17 protein-coding genes are annotated in these 16063 nt (G+C 58.6%); 11 read left to right on the plus strand and 6 right to left on the minus strand.

Annotation, left to right across the window (positions count from 1 at the left end; all coding sequences use genetic code 11):
- Positions 1–161 precede the first annotated feature (161 nt).
- The 6 genes from ACQZ5F_RS20655 (at position 162) to ACQZ5F_RS20680 (ending at position 6863) form a co-directional block, all read left to right on the plus strand.
- Positions 162–1463 carry an ABC transporter substrate-binding protein gene (locus tag ACQZ5F_RS20655; protein ID WP_046802067.1) on the plus strand — a complete coding sequence of 434 codons (1302 nt, stop codon included), beginning with the start codon at positions 162–164 and terminating at the stop codon, positions 1461–1463.
- Positions 1464–1535: 72 nt separating this feature from the next.
- Positions 1536–2474: a carbohydrate ABC transporter permease gene (locus tag ACQZ5F_RS20660; RefSeq protein ID WP_046802066.1), complete on the plus strand. Its 939-nt coding sequence runs from the start codon at positions 1536–1538 to the stop codon at positions 2472–2474.
- Positions 2467–3315 (plus strand): carbohydrate ABC transporter permease, encoded by an 849-nt coding sequence (locus tag ACQZ5F_RS20665; RefSeq protein ID WP_046802065.1) that lies wholly within the window; start codon positions 2467–2469, stop codon positions 3313–3315. The genes ACQZ5F_RS20660 and ACQZ5F_RS20665 overlap by 8 nt, the downstream gene beginning before the upstream one ends.
- A 17-nt stretch (positions 3316–3332) precedes the next feature.
- Positions 3333–4406, plus strand: coding sequence for an ABC transporter ATP-binding protein (locus ACQZ5F_RS20670; protein WP_448730872.1), 1074 nt, complete (start codon positions 3333–3335; stop codon positions 4404–4406).
- A gap of 145 nt (positions 4407–4551) precedes the next feature.
- A complete protein-coding gene (locus tag ACQZ5F_RS20675; protein WP_448730873.1) occupies positions 4552–5604 on the plus strand; it encodes a sugar phosphate isomerase/epimerase family protein in 1053 nt (350 codons plus the stop codon).
- 71 nt (positions 5605–5675) lie between these two features.
- Complete coding sequence (locus ACQZ5F_RS20680; RefSeq protein ID WP_448730874.1) at positions 5676–6863, plus strand: Gfo/Idh/MocA family protein; 1188 nt, start codon at positions 5676–5678, stop codon at positions 6861–6863.
- A 100-nt stretch (positions 6864–6963) separates the two neighbouring features.
- On the opposite strand, the gene trhO is transcribed toward ACQZ5F_RS20680, so the two are convergent.
- The 3 genes from trhO to ACQZ5F_RS20695 all read right to left on the minus strand — a co-directional run bounded on the left by trhO (position 6964) and on the right by ACQZ5F_RS20695 (position 9570).
- Entirely contained in the window at positions 6964–7908 is a 945-nt protein-coding gene (trhO, locus tag ACQZ5F_RS20685; RefSeq protein WP_448730875.1) for an oxygen-dependent tRNA uridine(34) hydroxylase TrhO, read from the minus strand.
- Between the two features lie 281 nt (positions 7909–8189).
- Positions 8190–9098 (minus strand): CHAD domain-containing protein, encoded by a 909-nt coding sequence (locus ACQZ5F_RS20690; protein ID WP_448730876.1) that lies wholly within the window; start codon positions 9096–9098, stop codon positions 8190–8192.
- Positions 9082–9570 (minus strand): CYTH domain-containing protein, encoded by a 489-nt coding sequence (locus ACQZ5F_RS20695; RefSeq protein WP_448730877.1) that lies wholly within the window; start codon positions 9568–9570, stop codon positions 9082–9084. The genes ACQZ5F_RS20690 and ACQZ5F_RS20695 overlap by 17 nt, the downstream gene beginning before the upstream one ends.
- 172 nt (positions 9571–9742) lie before the next feature.
- Here ACQZ5F_RS20695 and ACQZ5F_RS20700 point away from each other — a divergent pair, with 172 nt between their 5' ends.
- The 4 genes from ACQZ5F_RS20700 to ACQZ5F_RS20715 all read left to right on the plus strand — a co-directional run bounded on the left by ACQZ5F_RS20700 (position 9743) and on the right by ACQZ5F_RS20715 (position 12358).
- Positions 9743–10381: a 2-dehydro-3-deoxy-phosphogluconate aldolase gene (locus tag ACQZ5F_RS20700; protein ID WP_052820675.1), complete on the plus strand. Its 639-nt coding sequence runs from the start codon at positions 9743–9745 to the stop codon at positions 10379–10381.
- Between the two features lie 109 nt (positions 10382–10490).
- Complete coding sequence (locus ACQZ5F_RS20705; RefSeq protein ID WP_046802057.1) at positions 10491–11186, plus strand: tellurite resistance TerB family protein; 696 nt, start codon at positions 10491–10493, stop codon at positions 11184–11186.
- A 283-nt stretch (positions 11187–11469) separates the two neighbouring features.
- Positions 11470–12156, plus strand: a complete 687-nt coding sequence (locus ACQZ5F_RS20710) for a GNAT family N-acetyltransferase (protein WP_448730878.1) — start codon at positions 11470–11472, stop codon at positions 12154–12156.
- Positions 12149–12358: a hypothetical protein gene (locus ACQZ5F_RS20715; RefSeq protein ID WP_046802055.1), complete on the plus strand. Its 210-nt coding sequence runs from the start codon at positions 12149–12151 to the stop codon at positions 12356–12358. The genes ACQZ5F_RS20710 and ACQZ5F_RS20715 overlap by 8 nt, the downstream gene beginning before the upstream one ends.
- A gap of 71 nt (positions 12359–12429) precedes the next feature.
- Here the strand turns inward: ACQZ5F_RS20715 and ACQZ5F_RS20720 are convergent, their stop codons facing one another.
- The 3 genes from ACQZ5F_RS20720 to ACQZ5F_RS20730 all read right to left on the minus strand — a co-directional run bounded on the left by ACQZ5F_RS20720 (position 12430) and on the right by ACQZ5F_RS20730 (position 15396).
- Complete coding sequence (locus ACQZ5F_RS20720; protein WP_448730879.1) at positions 12430–13491, minus strand: nickel/cobalt transporter; 1062 nt, start codon at positions 13489–13491, stop codon at positions 12430–12432.
- Entirely contained in the window at positions 13485–14126 is a 642-nt protein-coding gene (locus tag ACQZ5F_RS20725) for a DUF1007 family protein (RefSeq protein ID WP_046802053.1), read from the minus strand. Before ACQZ5F_RS20725 ends, ACQZ5F_RS20720 begins: the two co-directional genes overlap by 7 nt.
- Positions 14127–14217: 91 nt before the next feature.
- Positions 14218–15396, minus strand: coding sequence for a hypothetical protein (locus ACQZ5F_RS20730; RefSeq protein WP_448730880.1), 1179 nt, complete (start codon positions 15394–15396; stop codon positions 14218–14220).
- 271 nt (positions 15397–15667) lie between these two features.
- On the opposite strand from ACQZ5F_RS20730, the gene ACQZ5F_RS20735 reads away from it, so the two are divergent.
- The gene (locus ACQZ5F_RS20735) at positions 15668–15955 is read left to right on the plus strand and encodes a hypothetical protein (RefSeq protein WP_046802051.1); all 288 of its coding nucleotides are present in this window, start codon (positions 15668–15670) and stop codon (positions 15953–15955) included.
- The last annotated feature ends 108 nt before the right edge of the window (positions 15956–16063 follow it).

Consider the following 16063-nt stretch of genomic DNA (forward strand, 5'->3'; position numbering starts at 1 on the left):
GATTTATGTCGGGTTGCGGATTAAATAACGGTGTAGGGGAGGGGTGTGTCAAGCGGTTCGCGCAAAAAATCAGCATAGCGCCTTGACATTGTGCGAGGCCTAATGTGAATTAATCCGCATTGGGGAATAAATGAGGAAATCCCCGAGGGAGGATCATCATCATGACGATTTGGCACGCAGGCGCAAGCCTGAGCGGCAGGCTGACAGGCTTTGCCGCAACGACAAGCATCGCTCTCATGCTCGGCGCGGCCAGCGCCTCGGCCGCAACGGTCGTTAAATGGATGCATGTGGAACTGGACCCGAAAGCCGTGGCCGTCTGGGAGGAGATTGCCAAGGATTTCGAGACCAAGCACCCTGATGTGGATGTGCAGCTGCAATTCCTGGAAAACGAGGCCTTCAAGGCGAAATTGCCGACCCTCTTACAGTCCAACGACGTACCGGATTTCTTCTATAGTTGGGGCGGCGGCGTTCTTGAGGAGCAGTCCAAAACCGGTGCGCTGAAGGATTTGACCGAGGTTTTCGACGCTGACGGCGGCAAGCTGCGGCAGGCCTATAATGCATCCGCAATCGACGGCTTGTCCTTCGATGGCAAGGTCTGGGCCGTGCCTTACAAGGTCAGCCTCGTCAGCTTCTTTTATAACAAGGCGCTGTTTGCCAAGGCCGGTGTGAAGGCGGAAGACATCAAGAGCTGGGACGATCTCGGCGCCACGGTCAAGAAGATAAAGGAAGCGGGCATCGTGCCGATCGCCGGTGGCGGCGGTGAAAAATGGCCGATCCATTTCTACTGGAGCTATCTCGTCATGCGCAATGGCGGGCAGGCCGTGTTCGATGCCGCCCGCAAAGGCGAGGGCGAAGGTTTCATGGATCCGGCCATCATCAAGGCAGGCGAACAGCTGGCCGAGTTCGGCAAGCTCGAACCCTTCCAGCCCGGTTATCTCGGCTCCACCTGGCCGCAGGCGCTTGGCGTCTTCGGTGATGGCAAGGCGGCGATGATCCTCGGTTTTGACAATACTGAAGCCAACCAGCGCAAAAATGCCGGTGACGGCAAGGGCCTTGCCGCTGACAATATCGGCCGCTTCGCATTCCCAGCCGTCGAAGGTGGTGCCGGCAAGGCCACCGATACGTTGGGCGGCCTGAATGGCTGGGCGGTCACGAAAAACGCCTCCAAGGAAGCGATCGATTTCGCGACATTCCTGACCAGCAAGGAAAGCGAAGAGAAGATGGCGGCTGCCGGCATGATCCTGCCGGTTGCGAGCGGGGCGGACGGCGCGGTCAAAAACCCGCTGCTGGCGGATTCGGCCAAGCAGCTTGCCGGTTCCACCTGGCACCAGAACTTCTTCGACCAGACGCTGGGCGCTGCCGTCGGCCGCGTCGTCAATGACGTCTCCGTCGAGATTGTTTCCGGCCAGATGAGTGCGGAAGAGGGCGCCAAGCAAATCCAGGATGCTTTCGAGCTTCGCTGATTGTCGCCTGCGATGCGGCTGCCGCGTTAAACCGCGGCGCCGCGATATCTGCACAAAAGAAAGCGGATAGAGATGACGGATATTTCCATGACTTCTGCGTCCATACCGGCGCGCGGCGCAACGAAGACAAAGCGCAAGCAAAGCTCGGTCGCGCATGACCGGGCGCTGACCCTGCTGGTTTTCCTGCCACCCGCACTTCTGCTCTTTACCCTGTTCGTCATCCTGCCCATGGGCGAGGCTGCATGGTACAGCCTTTACCGCTGGAACGGTTACGGCACGCCTACCGACTTTGTGGGCCTGAGGAATTTTCAGGTCCTGTTCGGCAATGCCGCCTTTTCGCAGGCGCTGCTCAATAACGGCCTCATCATCCTGATTTCCGTGTTGATCCAGATTCCGCTGGCGATCTGGCTTGCGATGATGCTGGCGCATCGCATTCCCGGCGTCGTCGCCTTCCGGCTGGTTTTCTTCCTGCCCTATGTGTTGGCGGATGTCGCAGCCGGTCTGATCTGGCGTTTTGTTTATGACGGCGATTATGGCCTGTTTGCCGCCATCTCCAATTTCTTCGGCTTTGCCAATCCTTATGTGCTGGCCGACAAGGATGTGGCGATCTATGCCGTGCTCGGCGTCATCGTCTGGAAATATTTCGGCTTTCACATGATGCTGTTCATCGCCGGACTGCAATCCGTCGACAAGAACGTGCTGGAGGCCGCCGAAATCGATGGCGCTTCCGGCTGGCAGAAATTTCGTTATGTCACGCTGCCGATGCTCGGCTCCACCGTTCGCCTTTCCGTCTTCTTCGCGGTGATCGGCTCATTGCAGCTGTTCGACATGATCATGCCGCTTACCGGCGGCGGGCCGTCCAACTCCACGCAGACCATGGTCACCTTCCTTTATACCTACGGCGTCATGCGCATGCAGGTGGGGCTTGGCAGTGCGGTGGGCGTCGTTCTCTTCATTATCTGCGTGACGCTCGCCTTCGGTTACAAAAGGATTTTCATGCGCCATGACTGACACATCCACCTCCGTCCGCATGCCGCTGCAAACGAAGCTCTATCTCTATATATCGCTGAGCCTTATCGCGGCCATCGTGCTCATCCCGTTGCTCACCACCGCACTTGGCGGCTTCAAGACGCTGGGAGACCTGCGCGTCAACCCGTTCGGCATCCCGGCTGAATGGCAATGGGCCAATTACGGCGATATCCTTCTTGGCAAACGTTACTGGCTGCAAATCTTCAATTCGCTTGTCATCGCCCTATTGACGGTGTTCCTGACGCTTACCGTCTCGGCCATGGCGGCTTTTACCTTCGCGCATGTGAAGTTCTTCGGCTCGTCCTTCCTGCTCAATTATTTCCTGCTGGGGCTGATGTTTCCGGCGGCCACCGCCATCCTGCCGCTGTTCATCCGCATCCGCGATCTGGGCCTCTTGGATACCTATTGGGGTGTGGTGCTGCCGCAGGTGGCCTTCGGGCTGGGCATGAGCATTCTCCTGTTCCGTAATTATTTCCGCAATCTGCCGGAGGAGCTGTTTCAGGCCGCCTTCGTGGATGGCTGCGGATATCTGCGGTTCTTCTGGCACATTTCCATGCCGCTTTCGCGACCCATTGTCGCCACCGTCGGCATCGTTTCCTTCGTCGGCAGCTGGAACAGCTACATCCTGCCGCTGATCATGCTGAATTCGGAATCGAAATATCCCTGGCCGCTTGGCATCATGGTCTATCGCGGTGAATTCGGCACCGAATGGCAGCTGGTGCTCGCCTTCATCACGCTGACGATCCTGCCGACCGTCATCGTCTTCTTCCTTGCACAGAAACACATCATCGCGGGCCTGACGGCCGGTGCCGTCAAATCGTGACTTGAAAGGAGCAAAACATGGCTTCCGTCGAACTTAAGGATATCCGCAAGTCCTATGCCTCGCTTGATGTTATCCACGGCATCTCGCTTGATATAGCGGATGGTGAATTCATCGCGCTGGTCGGCCCTTCCGGTTGCGGCAAGTCCACGCTTTTGCGCATGATCGCCGGGCTGGAGGAGATCACCGATGGGGATATCCTCATCGGCGGCACCGTCGTCAACTCCATGACCCCGCGTGAGCGCAACATAGCCATGGTGTTCCAGTCCTATGCGCTTTATCCGCATATGACAGTGGCCGAAAACATGGGCTTCAACCTGAAGCTCGCCGGCCAGCCGAAAAACGTCATCGATGAGCGCGTGGCGGAGGCCGCCCGCATGCTCGATCTCGGCAAGCTTCTGGATCGCAAGCCCTCGCAGCTTTCCGGCGGCCAGCGCCAGCGTGTCGCCATGGGCCGCGCCGTGGTGCGCAACCCGGCGGTCTTCCTGTTCGATGAGCCGCTGTCCAATCTGGACGCCAAGCTGCGCGTGCAGATGCGCAGCGAAATCAAGGCGCTGCATCAGAAAGTTGGCACGACGTCGATCTATGTCACCCATGACCAGATCGAGGCGATGACGCTGGCGGACCGGGTGGTGGTGCTCAATCACGGTCGCATCGAGCAGCAGGGCACGCCGTTGGAACTCTACAAGACGCCGGCCAATCTTTTCGTTGCTGCCTTCATCGGCTCGCCGGCCATGAACCTCATCGAAGGTGTGGTCGATGGCGAGGGCGATCAGCCCGCCGCCCGGTTGAAGGATGGAACCGCGATCCGTATTGCCGCCACACGCAAGGTCAAGCGCGGCCAGCCTGTGACGATCGGGCTTCGCCCCGAACATATCGGTTCGACCATCGGCGGCGATATCTCGCTTTCCGGCCGCACCGTGCTGGTGGAGCCGACGGGGGCGCAGACCCATGTGGTCTTCGAACTGGCGGGCGATCAGGTGACGGCCGTGGTGGATGGCGAGCAGCCGGTGAAGGTCAACACACCCTTTGCCGCCACCGTGCATCATGATCGTGTGCATGTGTTCGACAGGGCAAGTGGGCTGGCGCTTTAAACCTATTTCGCTTTTTTAGTGAAATAGCGAAATTCTCTTGCCCTTCCGCTTTTGGGGCTTGTCTGAAAATTACGAGCGGTTAGCTTGGCGCTGGGAGTCAAAGCGGTTTTACCGCTCAACTGTATCGATACAGGGAGGTTATTTTATGAGAACGATCAAGGGACCGGGTCTTTTTCTCGGCCAGTTTGCCGGTGATGTCGCCCCCTTCAACAGCTGGGATGGCATTACCAAATGGGCGGCGGAAAAGGGCTATGCCGGCGTGCAGGTTCCGACCTGGGCCGGGCAATTGATCGATCTCAAAAAAGCGGCGGAATCGAAGGATTATTGCGATGAGTTCGCTGGCGTGGCGCGCCAGAACGGTGTGGAAGTCACCGAGCTTTCCACCCATCTGCAGGGCCAGCTGGTTGCCGTTCATCCCGTCTATGACGAGGCCTTTGACGGCTTTGCAGTGCCTGAAGTGCGTGGCAATCCCAAGGCCCGGCAGCAATGGGCCGTGGAGCAGGTGAAGCTGGCGCTGAAAGCCTCGAAAAATCTCGGCATCAAGGCACATGCGACCTTTTCGGGCGCTCTCGCCTGGCCATTTATTTACCCTTGGCCGCAGCGGCCGGCCGGTCTGGTGGAAACCGCCTTTGACGAGCTGGCGAAACGCTGGACGCCGATCCTTGATTATGCCGACGAGCAGGGTGTGGATGTCTGCTACGAAATCCATCCCGGCGAAGACCTGCATGACGGCGTGACCTTCGAGATGTTTCTGGAGCGGGTGAAGAACCACAGCCGCGCCAACATGCTCTACGACCCCTCGCATTACGTGCTGCAATGCCTCGATTATCTCGATAATATCGATATCTACAAAGACCGCATCAAGATGTTTCACGTCAAGGATGCGGAGTTTAACCCGACAGGCCGGCAAGGCGTTTATGGCGGTTATCAGGGCTGGGTGGAGCGCGCCGGCCGCTTCCGTTCGCTGGGCGACGGGCAGGTGGATTTCGGTGCGGTCTTCTCGAAAATGGCGGCCATTGATTTCGACGGCTGGGCCGTGGTCGAATGGGAATGCGCGCTGAAACATCCCGAAGACGGCGCCCGCGAAGGGGCGGAATTCGTTAAGGCGCATATCATCCGCGTCACGGAAAAAGCCTTTGACGATTTCGCATCAAGTGGCACCGACGATGCGGCCAACCGCCGTATGCTGGGGCTTTAAGAACATTTCCAGGAAAAGTGTGAAGCGGTTTTCCGTCCGGAAATGCGCTCAAAAAATGCCGAGGAGATATTATGGCTATTGAAGGAAAGACAACCGACAAGGCGAACAGGCGCATTCGCCTTGGTATGGTCGGTGGTGGTTCGGGCGCATTCATCGGCGGCGTCCATCGTATGGCAGCAAGGCTCGACAATCGCTTCGATCTGGTGGCGGGGGCCTTGTCCTCAACGCCGGAGAAATCCCTCGCTTCCGGCCGCGAGCTGGGGCTTGATCCGGAGCGTTGCTACGGCTCCTTCGAGGAAATGGCCGAAAAGGAAGCGTTGCGCGAGGACGGCATCGAGGCGGTGGCGATCGTCACGCCCAATCATGTGCATTATCCGGCCGCGAAAGCCTTTCTCGAGCGCGGCATCCATGTCATCTGCGACAAGCCGCTGACCTCTAATCTGGAAGACGCCAAAAAGCTGAAGGACGTGGCCGACAAGGCTGATGCGCTGTTTATCCTCACCCATAACTATACCGGTTATCCGATGGTGCGGCATGCGCGGGAACTGGTGCAGTCCGGCGTGCTCGGCACGATCCGCCTGGTGCAGATGGAATATCCGCAGGACTGGTTGACGGAAGCAGTGGAACAGACCGGCGCGAAACAGGCGGTCTGGCGCACCGATCCGGCGCAATCCGGCGTCGGCGGCTCCACCGGCGATATCGGCACCCATGCCTATAATCTCGGCTGCTTCATTTCCGGTCTGGAGGCCGATGAACTGGCAGCGGATGTCCACACTTTCGTCGAAGGCCGCCGGCTGGATGACAATGCGCATGTAATGCTTAGGTTCAAGGCTAAGGACGGCAAGCAGGCCGCCAAGGGTTTGCTCTGGTGCAGCCAGGTGGCCGTTGGCCATGAAAACGGTCTGAAGATCCGTGTTTATGGTGACAAGGCTGGTATTGAGTGGACGCAGGCCGATCCGAACTATCTGTGGTTTACGAAGCTAGGCGAGCCGAAGCAGCTGATCACCCGCGGTGGCGCTGGCGCCGGGGCAGCCGCCGCACGTGTCACCCGCATCCCGTCAGGGCACCCGGAAGGATATCTGGAAGCCTTCGCTACCATCTATACCGAGGCAGCGCATGCCATCGAAGCCCGTCGCACCGGCTCGCCGCTGGACAAGGCGGTGATCTATCCGACCGTCGATGACGGGGTAAAGGGTGTTGCTTTCGTTACTGCCTGTATCGAATCCGGCAAAAACAATGGCGGCTGGGTGAAGCTGTAGGACTGGATACGACGTTACCGCGCCATCTTCTCCCCGCCCCGGGGCAGAAGATGGCGCGGGGTCGATCACTAAACGAGCGGCATATCGATCGCTGGCCGTTTTATCGTCCCAGATGCTGCTCGCCGCGCTTTTTCGCCAGTTCGATCTGCTGCTGGCGATCGCGGAAACGCTGGCGGTCCTCTTCCGTGCGGTCGTCGTAACAGCTCGGGCAGGAAACGCCTTCCTCGAATTTGGGTGACAGGCGTACTTCCGGCGTGATCGGGTTGCGGCAGGCGTGGCAGAGCTGGTGGTCGCCTTCGGCAAGACCGTGCACCACCGAAACGCGCTCATCGAAGACGAAACAGGCGCCTTCCCAGAGACTTTCTTCTTCCGGCACCTCTTCCAGATATTTCAGGATACCGCCCTTGAGGTGATAGACCTCATCGAAACCCTGCTCTTTCATGAAGGCGGTGGCCTTCTCGCAGCGAATGCCGCCGGTGCAATACATGGCGATCTTCGGCTTGTTGTGCAGGCCGGGATTGTTCTTCACCCAGTCGGGAAACTCGCGGAAGGTCTTGGTCTTCGGATCGACCGCACCCTTGAAGAGGCCGATGGCGGTCTCGTAATCGTTGCGCGTATCGATGAGGATGGTGTCCGGATCGGAGATCAACGCATTCCAGTCCTGCGCCTCGACATAGGTGCCGACGATGCGGTTCGGATCGATATCCGGCACGCCCATGGTGACGATCTCTTTCTTGAGCTTCACCTTCAGCCGCACGAAAGGCATATGCGAGGCGCGGCTTTCCTTGTGCTCCAGCGCGGTAAATTCCGGCTGGGCGCGCAGGAAGGCAAGCACCGTATGAATGCCCGTATCCGGCCCGGCAATCGTGCCGTTGATGCCTTCAGCGGCAAGCAGCAATGTGCCCTTGACGCCGTTTTTCTGGCAGAGCTCGAACAGCTGTTCGCGCAGGCTCTCGAACCGAGGCAGGCGGGCAAAATGGTAAAGTGCTGCCACAAGGAAATCACCAGAGACTTCCGGGCGGGGGAGAATGGTCGTGTCGGTCATGGGCGCTGAAATACAGCGACGGCGGCCGCAAAGCAATATTTATCCGCCGCGGTCAGCATTTTGAAAATCGTCAAATATCAAGCGATGTGGGGAAAAATGAGGGCGGTTTGTGCCTCGAGTTCCGTGTTTGGAAGACGGCAAAACCTCTCTTCCGTCATCCTCGGGCTTGACCCGAGGATCCACAACCCGACGTACCATGGATCCTCGGGTCTAGCCCGAGGATGACGGAGCGTATGGCTTTGCCGCTGTCAATAAGTCGGGCCATGTCATTGTTTCTCATCCTATTTCGCCGCCTGCCGCCACAAGAGGCCGATGATGCGGCTTTCGGTGCGGGCGGACTCGGAAAAGACTTCGTCCGCCAGTTCAAGGCCTTCCGCGCGTAGCGCCTGCTGCCTTTCGATGATCGCATCGAGAAGAAGCGCCAGCCGTTCGCCATTGCCGAAACGGTCCGGTTCCCGGTCGGCAACGGCGGCGAGGACCGAAAGGTCATGCTCATGGCCGAGAATATCGACCAGCCGTTTGGTGTCGGCGCGCTTGGCGCGCATGGCGGAAGGCCAGAGGCGGCGCATGAGGCCAAGATGCATCCAGTGGGTCTGCCCCGCTTTGCGCAATTCATGAAAATGCTCGACATCCGCCTGGTCGCGACAATCGGAGAGTGCTTTTCGCGCCTTCACCCGTTGTTTTGCCCAGCTGCTTCTCACCAGTCTGGCCGTCTTTTTCAGGTCATCCGGCAGGGAGAGGGCTTGAAGCCTTTCGTGTCCGGCCTCGCAGCCGGCGATCGCCGCCGCTATGGCGTCGTCAAGATCCACCTCATGGTTAAGGGCATCGTCGCGACGCTCGCGCAGCATTGCCGTGATCGATCGCAACGCCTCTCCCTGCGCGCCGGAGAGCGCAAAAGCCTCGAGATATTCCGCAGTTTCCACCAGCGCCGTCGCATCCCGTGCAAAGGCGAGTGAACGGGCGATATCGCGGAAACGGGCATTCTCCTCGCGGCTGAAATCGGGCGCCGCCTTGCGGATGAGGCGGTAGAGCGCCCGCAGCCGCTTGAAGCGCTTGCGCGCATCGTGCACCGCCTCATGTGATCCGGAGGGCTGGTCGCGAAGGATGGTGATCGCGTCCTTAATCAGCTCTAGCCCGGCGCGGCGGATTTCGTCGCCAAAGGGCTTTTTCGGATCAATCCTGAAGGGCATCCGGCAGGCCTCCACTTGAACAGTCCATGGCGAGTGACTGGTTGGAGAAGCGACGGTCACCCGTCACCTCTTTCCCGAGCCAAGGAGGCAGGTCTGGGTTGGCATTCTCATCGTTCATTTCGACTTCCGCGACGACCAGGCCCTGATACCGGCCCTCGAAAACATCGATTTCCCAAGTGAAGCCGCCATGATCAACGGTGTGACGCGTCTTTTCTATCACCACACCCGGTGCGCTTGCCATCAGCTCTTCCGCGTCCTGGAGGGGAATGGAATATTCATATTCGTCGCGGACAAGCGCGCTTGCACCGATCTTGATGGTCAGTGTCGCATCACGCCCATTGACGATCCTGACCCGGACCGAACGATTTTCCAGCGAAGCGACATATGCCTGCCGGAAAGCCATGCTATGCGTCACCTCAACGCGCCATTCACCGCCTGCAACAAGAAACTTCCGTTCAATTTCCTTGGCCATGCTGTCTCCGCAAACTGGTGCGCCAGATTATCGCAGGATGACGTCGCGAAGAAGCGAATTGATTGAAGTATCTGGATAAAAAATGGCCCTGCCATGCCTCGACATCATAGCCGGGGCAGGCTAATCGGTAAACGGGATTTCAATCGTTTCAATCGCGCAAGGGAGGCTCATCTTGGCCCAGGACTCCGAAAAACTTCTTTCCATCCTCAAACTTCAGCCGGTCGTGCCGGTGCTGATCGTGGATGATGCCGCTTCCGCCGTGCCCCTGGCGCGCGCTTTGGTCGCGGGCGGCCTGAAGGCAATCGAGATCACCATGCGCACCCCGGCGGCGCTGGATGCCATCCGTGCGGTAGCGGCGGAAGTGGAAGGCGCCAATGTCGGTGCCGGCACCATTCTCAACGCCCGGGATTTTGAAGCCGCAGCCGAAGCAGGCTCCACCTTCATCGTCAGCCCCGGCATCAATAAAAGCGTGCTGGAGGCGGCGCGCGGTTCCAACGTGCCGTTGCTTCCGGGCGCAGCCACCGCCAGCGAAGTCATGGCGCTGCGGGATGAGGGTTACAAGGTCCTGAAATTCTTCCCCGCCGAACAGGCCGGCGGTGCGCCTTACCTCAAGGCGCTGTCGTCGCCGCTCGCCGGCACGGTGTTCTGCCCGACGGGCAGCGTTTCGCTGAAGAATGCCAATGACTATCTGTCTCTGCCGAACGTCGTCTGCGTCGGCGGCTCCTGGGTCGCACCGCGCGAACTGGTGGCGACCGGCGACTGGGCTGGCATCACCAAGCTTGCCGCTGAAGCGGCCGCCCTGCGCGGCTGATTGACATTACTTCAAACCCGTTCACGAAGGCGTGAGCGGGTTTGACATTTATATTCGCGCCGCGGCTTCCTATCTCACCTGTAGATTTTGACCTTTACAGGAGATTTTGATGTTCGACGCCAAGAAGCTTCTTGAACAATTCCTCGGCTCGCAGGTGCCGGGCCTTTCGGGAAGCGTCCGTGACAGAGCCGGGCAGGCCGCCGATATCGCCAAGAACAATCCCCTCAAGGCAGGTGCTCTCGCCGCCGCCATTTTGGGCACCAAGACCGGCCGCAAGCTCGCCGGCAATGTCGCCACTATCGGCGGTGTCGCCGCCATCGCCGGCCTCGGTTATCTCGCCTATAAGAATTACAAGTCCGGCCAGGCTCCCGAAGTCGCGCCGAAACCCGAGCCGGAGCTTTTGGCGCCGCCCGCTGATTCCGCCTTCCATCCGCAATCGCCCGCTCTTTCCAATGATTTTGCCCTGAAACTCATTCAGGCGATGATCGCTGCCGCCAAGGCCGACGGTCATATCGATGAAAAAGAGCGCGCCAATATCATGGACAAGGTGCAGGTCTCCGGTCTCGATACGGAAGCGGAGCGGTTCCTGGAAAAGGAATTGGCCGATCCGCTGGATATCGATGCGCTGGTGGCCGCCGCCCGCACGGAAGAACAGAAGGTGGAGCTTTATACCGCCTCGCGGCTTGCCATCGAGGCCGATACGCGCGCGGAGCGAGGGTATCTCGATCTTCTTGCCGGGCGGCTTGGGTTGCCGGATGCGCTGGTGGACCACATTGAAGCGACGGTGGTGGCGGCGAAGGTTTGACGTCCGGCTTTTGACGTCTGTGGGTGTGGCTCACCCCCTCTGCCCTGCCGGGCATCTCCCCCTCAAGGGGGGAGATCGGCAGGAGGCGCCACCACCACTTCATTCACAAATGTTGAGATGGCGAGACTTATCCGCGTATCGATCTCCCCCCTTGTGGGGGAGATGCCCGGCAGGGCAGAGGAGGGTGAGCCACACCCACCAAGCCGGCAAGTCCCGCCTCACATGCACTGTTGTCATCCCATCCCGCTTGCCCTAATCCTTGTCCCAGACAATGGGGAAGAGAATGCGCGATCTGAGTGATTTCAAGGGATGTCCGGCACCAAAGCCGGTGGTGTTGAAGGGCCGTTACGTGACGGCGGAGCCGTTTGATCGTGGCAGGCATCTTACAAAGCTCTGGGCCGCACTTGGCGGTGAGGGCGTCAATGCACTTCTCAAATATTTCCCGCAAAACGCCTTTCCCGATGCCGACGCCTTTGGCGACTGGCTGATCGGTGCAGGGCAAAAACTCAACTGGGTTACGCTGATCTTCGTGGAAAATGCCAGCGGTGATGTGGTGGGCATGGCGAGCTACATGCGGCCTGATCCTGCCAATGGCGTGGTCGAGGTCGGTTCCGTCGCCCATGGCGGCAAGATGAAGCGCTCGCCTTTGTCCACCGAGGCGCATTACCTGATGGCGAAACATGTTTTCGAGGATCTTGGTTATCGCCGTTACGAGTGGAAATGCCACAACGAAAACGAGCCCTCCAAGATCACCGCGAAACGTTATGGTTTCACCTTCGAGGGCGTCTTCCGTCAGCATATGATCTCGAAGGGTGAGAACCGCGATACCGCGTGGTTTTCCATGATCGATGGCGAATGGCCGCTGATCGGCAAGGCCTTTGAAATCTGGCTTTCGCCGGAGAATTTTGCAGATGACGGGGCGCAGAAGCGCAAGCTCGAGGATATCCGTGCGGAGCTTGCCAATGGCTGAGAAGAAGGATTGGTCGCCGGCTTTAGCAGCCGCCCTCATCATCATCGGCTTCGGGCTGGTGTTCTTCGTCATGCCGAAAATCATGCTGTGGCTGGGTGATTATTCACCCTGGCTTGCGGCTGCCTTCGGCACGGTTGCGGTGCTCTGTTTCTTTCTGGTGTTCTGGCTGCGCGCGCGTTACCAGCGCCGTCGTGACGGTTAGAGCACCCAAGTGCTTTAACTCTTCTGTTTTAACCAGAACGTAAGCCGCTACGCATTTTTACTGGAAACGCCCTAGAGCCGAAGCGAAGCGCCGAGCAATAACAGACCCATGATCAAAACGAACAGCGCACCGGCGATCTCGATCGCGTGGCTGATGCCAGCTGCCTTGCGGCTGCCGGGGCCGGCGAAACGCACCGCAAGCCCCTTGGCCGATACCGCCATGATGGCGAGAGCCGAAACCATGATGGCGGTGCCGAGCGACATGGCCAGCACGGAAAGCACGCCGCCGAGATAAAGTCCGTTTAAGAGCGCGAAGCTCATGACGATGATGGCGCCCGAGCATGGCCGCAGCCCGACCGCAATGATGGCCGACCAGGCTTCGTGCAGGCTGAAATTCTTGCTTTTCAAAAGCATGGGGTCGGGCGCATGGGATTTGCCGCAGGCCGAGCAGAGGTCGCCCGCGCCATCATGGTCGTGATCGGCAAAGACCGGCTTGCCCTGGAACCGCAACCCTGTGCCCATGCCGCTGGTTCTGCCCGCCGATGTTTCGCCCGCGGTAGCGAAGACGGCGACGGGTTCGCGCTTTATGCGCAGCGACCAGAGTTTGCGCGCCAGAAGCCAGGCGCCGAACAGCGCCACCATGGCGAAACTGGCGATCTCCATCGCCTGTGTCGCCTTGGTCATGGTGATCGAGGTGCCGCGCAGCACGAGCCAAGCCGCGCCGACGAGGCCGATGGCGACTGCGCCCTGAATGAGCGCCGAGACGAAGGAAATGAGAATGCCGCGTCTCAGCTGTGTTTCATTGGCGATCATGTAGGACGAAATGACGGCCTTGCCATGGCCGGGCCCTGCGGCATGGAAAACGCCATAAGCAAAGGAAAGGCCGATCAGCGAACCAAGCGCCCAGCCATCCTCGCGCATCGCCTTCAACGCGCCGGTCAGCGCCCGGTAGAACATCTGCTGATGTACATTGATCCATTGCATTAGCGGCGCAAATGGCCCGCCGACGGAAAAGGAAGGTTCGGCCGAACCGATGCCAAGTGGCGACTGTGCATGCGACGCGCCGGCAACGGCAAGCAGGGTGAAGGCCGCAATGACCAGAGGCCCCGCCAGACGGCCGCCGCGGCTCAGCATGTCACCTCCAGCCGGGTGGCGAAGAGCTTCGTCATGTCGGTACCGGTCGGATCATTGAAGAATGCATCGGTGAGCGAACTCTGGTTCTGCGAGATCACCTCGTCGGGATCGGGGCGAACGACATGGTGCTTGCAGGCATTCAGATCCTTGCCCTCGGTGGCAATATCGGCGTCTTTGGCAAAATCGATTGCCGTATACATGGTCGGATCCCAGGCGCCGAAACTCAGCTTGCCTTTCACTGCAAGGGGTTTGGCGGGCTTTACGGAAAAGAACATCAGGATCTGCTGATCCTTGTAATCCACGTGAATGGCGTCCGGTTTGGCAAATTCTACCGGTTTTCCGTTGGCAGTGATGAAGGTGTAATAGGAATATTCGGCGAGCGACTCCAGTACGGTGGTGCCGATTTCGGCCAGCTCGTCCTTGTCCAGCTTCAGGTCGCTGTTCTTGTCGTAGTCCATTACCACGCTTGCCGAGAACATCTCGTCAAAACGCCAGATATTGCGCACTTCCTGAACGGTGCCGTTCGGCCCCTCGACAATTTCCATGCGCGCCTCGGCGAAAATATGTGGATGCGCCGAGGCCGCGACGGGAATACAGGCAAGGCCAGCCGCGAGAAGCAAAAATCGTCTGTTCATTATCCGCTCTGTCCTGCCTTCGAATCTCGAAGGCTCGAGTCTAGCAGAAATTGGGACCGAATTTCGACCCGGTGCTGACCGACGGGATATTTCAGAATGTGCCGGTGAAACGTGAGGTGACGCTGGAGCCGCTATAAGAAAAGTCTGTGTCGCGCTCGCCATGCAGAAGACGGTTGAATTCCACTTCAAGCTTGCTGCTCTTGCCGGTATCGATTGACAATGTGGCCACAAGCCTGCGTTCGCTGGTATCGTAGTTGTAGTAAATCCAGTCCTTGTGAACGCGCTGCAGCGCAAGGTTGAGCCCCACCGTGTCGGTAAGCCTGCTTTTCATGACCAATTGCCAGCGCCGATGGAATTCGGCGATCGGGTCATCGGGGTCGAAAAGCGCATAGTCCTGCGAAAAACCGGCGCCGAAGGCGATGCGGTCAGTGGCTTTTACCTCGGCTTCTGTTCGCAGATAGGGCCGGGTGCGTTTCACCTTGTCGCTGATCTCATCGCCGGAAATGGTTGTGAGGCCCGCCTCGGCCAGAACCGCGAAACGGTCGGAGAACTTGTAACCATAAGCAAGCGAGCCGCGCAGCGTATTGGCCTCAAACCGCTCGTATTTTTCCTGTTGGCTTTCCGGCACGACGATGCGGTCATAAGCGAGTGTCAGCCCGGCTTCGCCGCCGGCCAGCGGTCGTTCATGTTCAGCCTTGAGGGATAAAAGTGCCTCATTGGCCTCCAGCCGGGTGGGAAGGAAATAGGCTGGCCTGAAACGCGCCTTGCCTTTCATCAGGCTGGCAAGGCTTGCCGTCAGTGTGTTCTTGCCGCCCAAGGCCAGGATGCCGAGCTGCGAAGAGGCCTCCAGTTTGTGGTCCAGCCGCCGATAACCGATGTCTTCTTCTGGCAGGTGCACGAAGATATCACCGGCATCGCTGCGCGTGCCGCGCAATTCGATTGCCCATTCCAGTTTTTCAGAAAAACGCCTGGTCAACCCCAGCGAGGCAATGGTGTTATGTTCATTGGCAAAACTATATCGGGGGAGACGGACCTCTTCATGCTCGAGTGCATAACGCAGTTCTGCCCCTTCCAGCGCGACCTTGCCATTGAGCCCGAAGCCGGCGCGCAGCGAAATCGCGCTCAGACGGTTGGTATCGGCGAAATAATTTGTGTCATAGGCGACGCCCGACTTGTAGGTGACAGTGTGCTCATCCGCACTTTCGCCCGCCCGTGCGCCGGGGCCACAGGCAAGTCCAAGAACAAGCGCGATACATCCCCCCAGCCGCATTCGTATCTCCGGTCTCTAATTAAGCAATATCTTATATTTAGATGGTTAATAAAGTTTCCAGGGATTGTTTACTGTCATGGCGGCAAATGATCACTCACAGCAATCGAGTTCAGTGAGATGAACGCGATGCAAGGTAGATAAAAGTTTATTAAAATCACAAGTATTAGTGTTAATTGTTTATTGTAATATTAGCGTTTGCTTGAATTAGAATCCTCTAAATATACAGTACGGTTACGCCAGATGGCGTGATCAAACATAAGAGGAGAGAGAAATGATTGCTAAATTTGCTTGCGTAGCCGCTATTCTTACTGTCGCTTCCGTTGGTCAGGCCAATGCTGGCGGTCTTCTGGGCGGCATCCTTTCCGGAAACAGCAACAAGGGTGGCGCGCTTGTCGTCGTGTCGCCAAGCGTCGATCTGGGGCTCAACGGTATCCTGTCCAATAACGGGATTCTGAACGGCAACAAGACCGGTATCCTGAGCGGTATCCTGAATGGCAACAAGACCTCTGTCGACGTCATCGACAACAAGAATGACGGCGGCAAGAAGCGCCGGCACTAACAGGCCAGACCGAAAATCGACAGGGATTTTCGACGAGAACGATGTGCGCAGGACATAAGCCGGAAATAATCCCCGCGTTGCGTGTGTATGACGCATGGCACTTCCGGA

It is taken from the genome of Agrobacterium sp. 22-210-1, assembly GCF_053522525.1.

What these genes read in the sequence shown, in the direction of transcription:
- ACQZ5F_RS20655 (WP_046802067.1), top strand. Translation starts at nt 162, where the DNA reads ATGACGATTTGGCACGCAGGCGCAAGCCTGAGCGGCAGGCTGACAGGC.
- ACQZ5F_RS20660 (WP_046802066.1), top strand. Translation starts at nt 1,536, where the DNA reads ATGACGGATATTTCCATGACTTCTGCGTCCATACCGGCGCGCGGCGCA.
- ACQZ5F_RS20665 (WP_046802065.1), top strand. Translation starts at nt 2,467, where the DNA reads ATGACTGACACATCCACCTCCGTCCGCATGCCGCTGCAAACGAAGCTC.
- ACQZ5F_RS20670 (WP_448730872.1), top strand. Translation starts at nt 3,333, where the DNA reads ATGGCTTCCGTCGAACTTAAGGATATCCGCAAGTCCTATGCCTCGCTT.
- ACQZ5F_RS20675 (WP_448730873.1), top strand. Translation starts at nt 4,552, where the DNA reads ATGAGAACGATCAAGGGACCGGGTCTTTTTCTCGGCCAGTTTGCCGGT.
- ACQZ5F_RS20680 (WP_448730874.1), top strand. Translation starts at nt 5,676, where the DNA reads ATGGCTATTGAAGGAAAGACAACCGACAAGGCGAACAGGCGCATTCGC.
- trhO (WP_448730875.1), bottom strand. Translation starts at nt 7,908, where the DNA reads ATGACCGACACGACCATTCTCCCCCGCCCGGAAGTCTCTGGTGATTTC.
- ACQZ5F_RS20690 (WP_448730876.1), bottom strand. Translation starts at nt 9,098, where the DNA reads ATGCCCTTCAGGATTGATCCGAAAAAGCCCTTTGGCGACGAAATCCGC.
- ACQZ5F_RS20695 (WP_448730877.1), bottom strand. Translation starts at nt 9,570, where the DNA reads ATGGCCAAGGAAATTGAACGGAAGTTTCTTGTTGCAGGCGGTGAATGG.
- ACQZ5F_RS20705 (WP_046802057.1), top strand. Translation starts at nt 10,491, where the DNA reads ATGTTCGACGCCAAGAAGCTTCTTGAACAATTCCTCGGCTCGCAGGTG.
- ACQZ5F_RS20710 (WP_448730878.1), top strand. Translation starts at nt 11,470, where the DNA reads ATGCGCGATCTGAGTGATTTCAAGGGATGTCCGGCACCAAAGCCGGTG.
- ACQZ5F_RS20715 (WP_046802055.1), top strand. Translation starts at nt 12,149, where the DNA reads ATGGCTGAGAAGAAGGATTGGTCGCCGGCTTTAGCAGCCGCCCTCATC.
- ACQZ5F_RS20720 (WP_448730879.1), bottom strand. Translation starts at nt 13,491, where the DNA reads ATGCTGAGCCGCGGCGGCCGTCTGGCGGGGCCTCTGGTCATTGCGGCC.
- ACQZ5F_RS20725 (WP_046802053.1), bottom strand. Translation starts at nt 14,126, where the DNA reads ATGAACAGACGATTTTTGCTTCTCGCGGCTGGCCTTGCCTGTATTCCC.
- ACQZ5F_RS20730 (WP_448730880.1), bottom strand. Translation starts at nt 15,396, where the DNA reads ATGCGGCTGGGGGGATGTATCGCGCTTGTTCTTGGACTTGCCTGTGGC.
- ACQZ5F_RS20735 (WP_046802051.1), top strand. Translation starts at nt 15,668, where the DNA reads ATGATTGCTAAATTTGCTTGCGTAGCCGCTATTCTTACTGTCGCTTCC.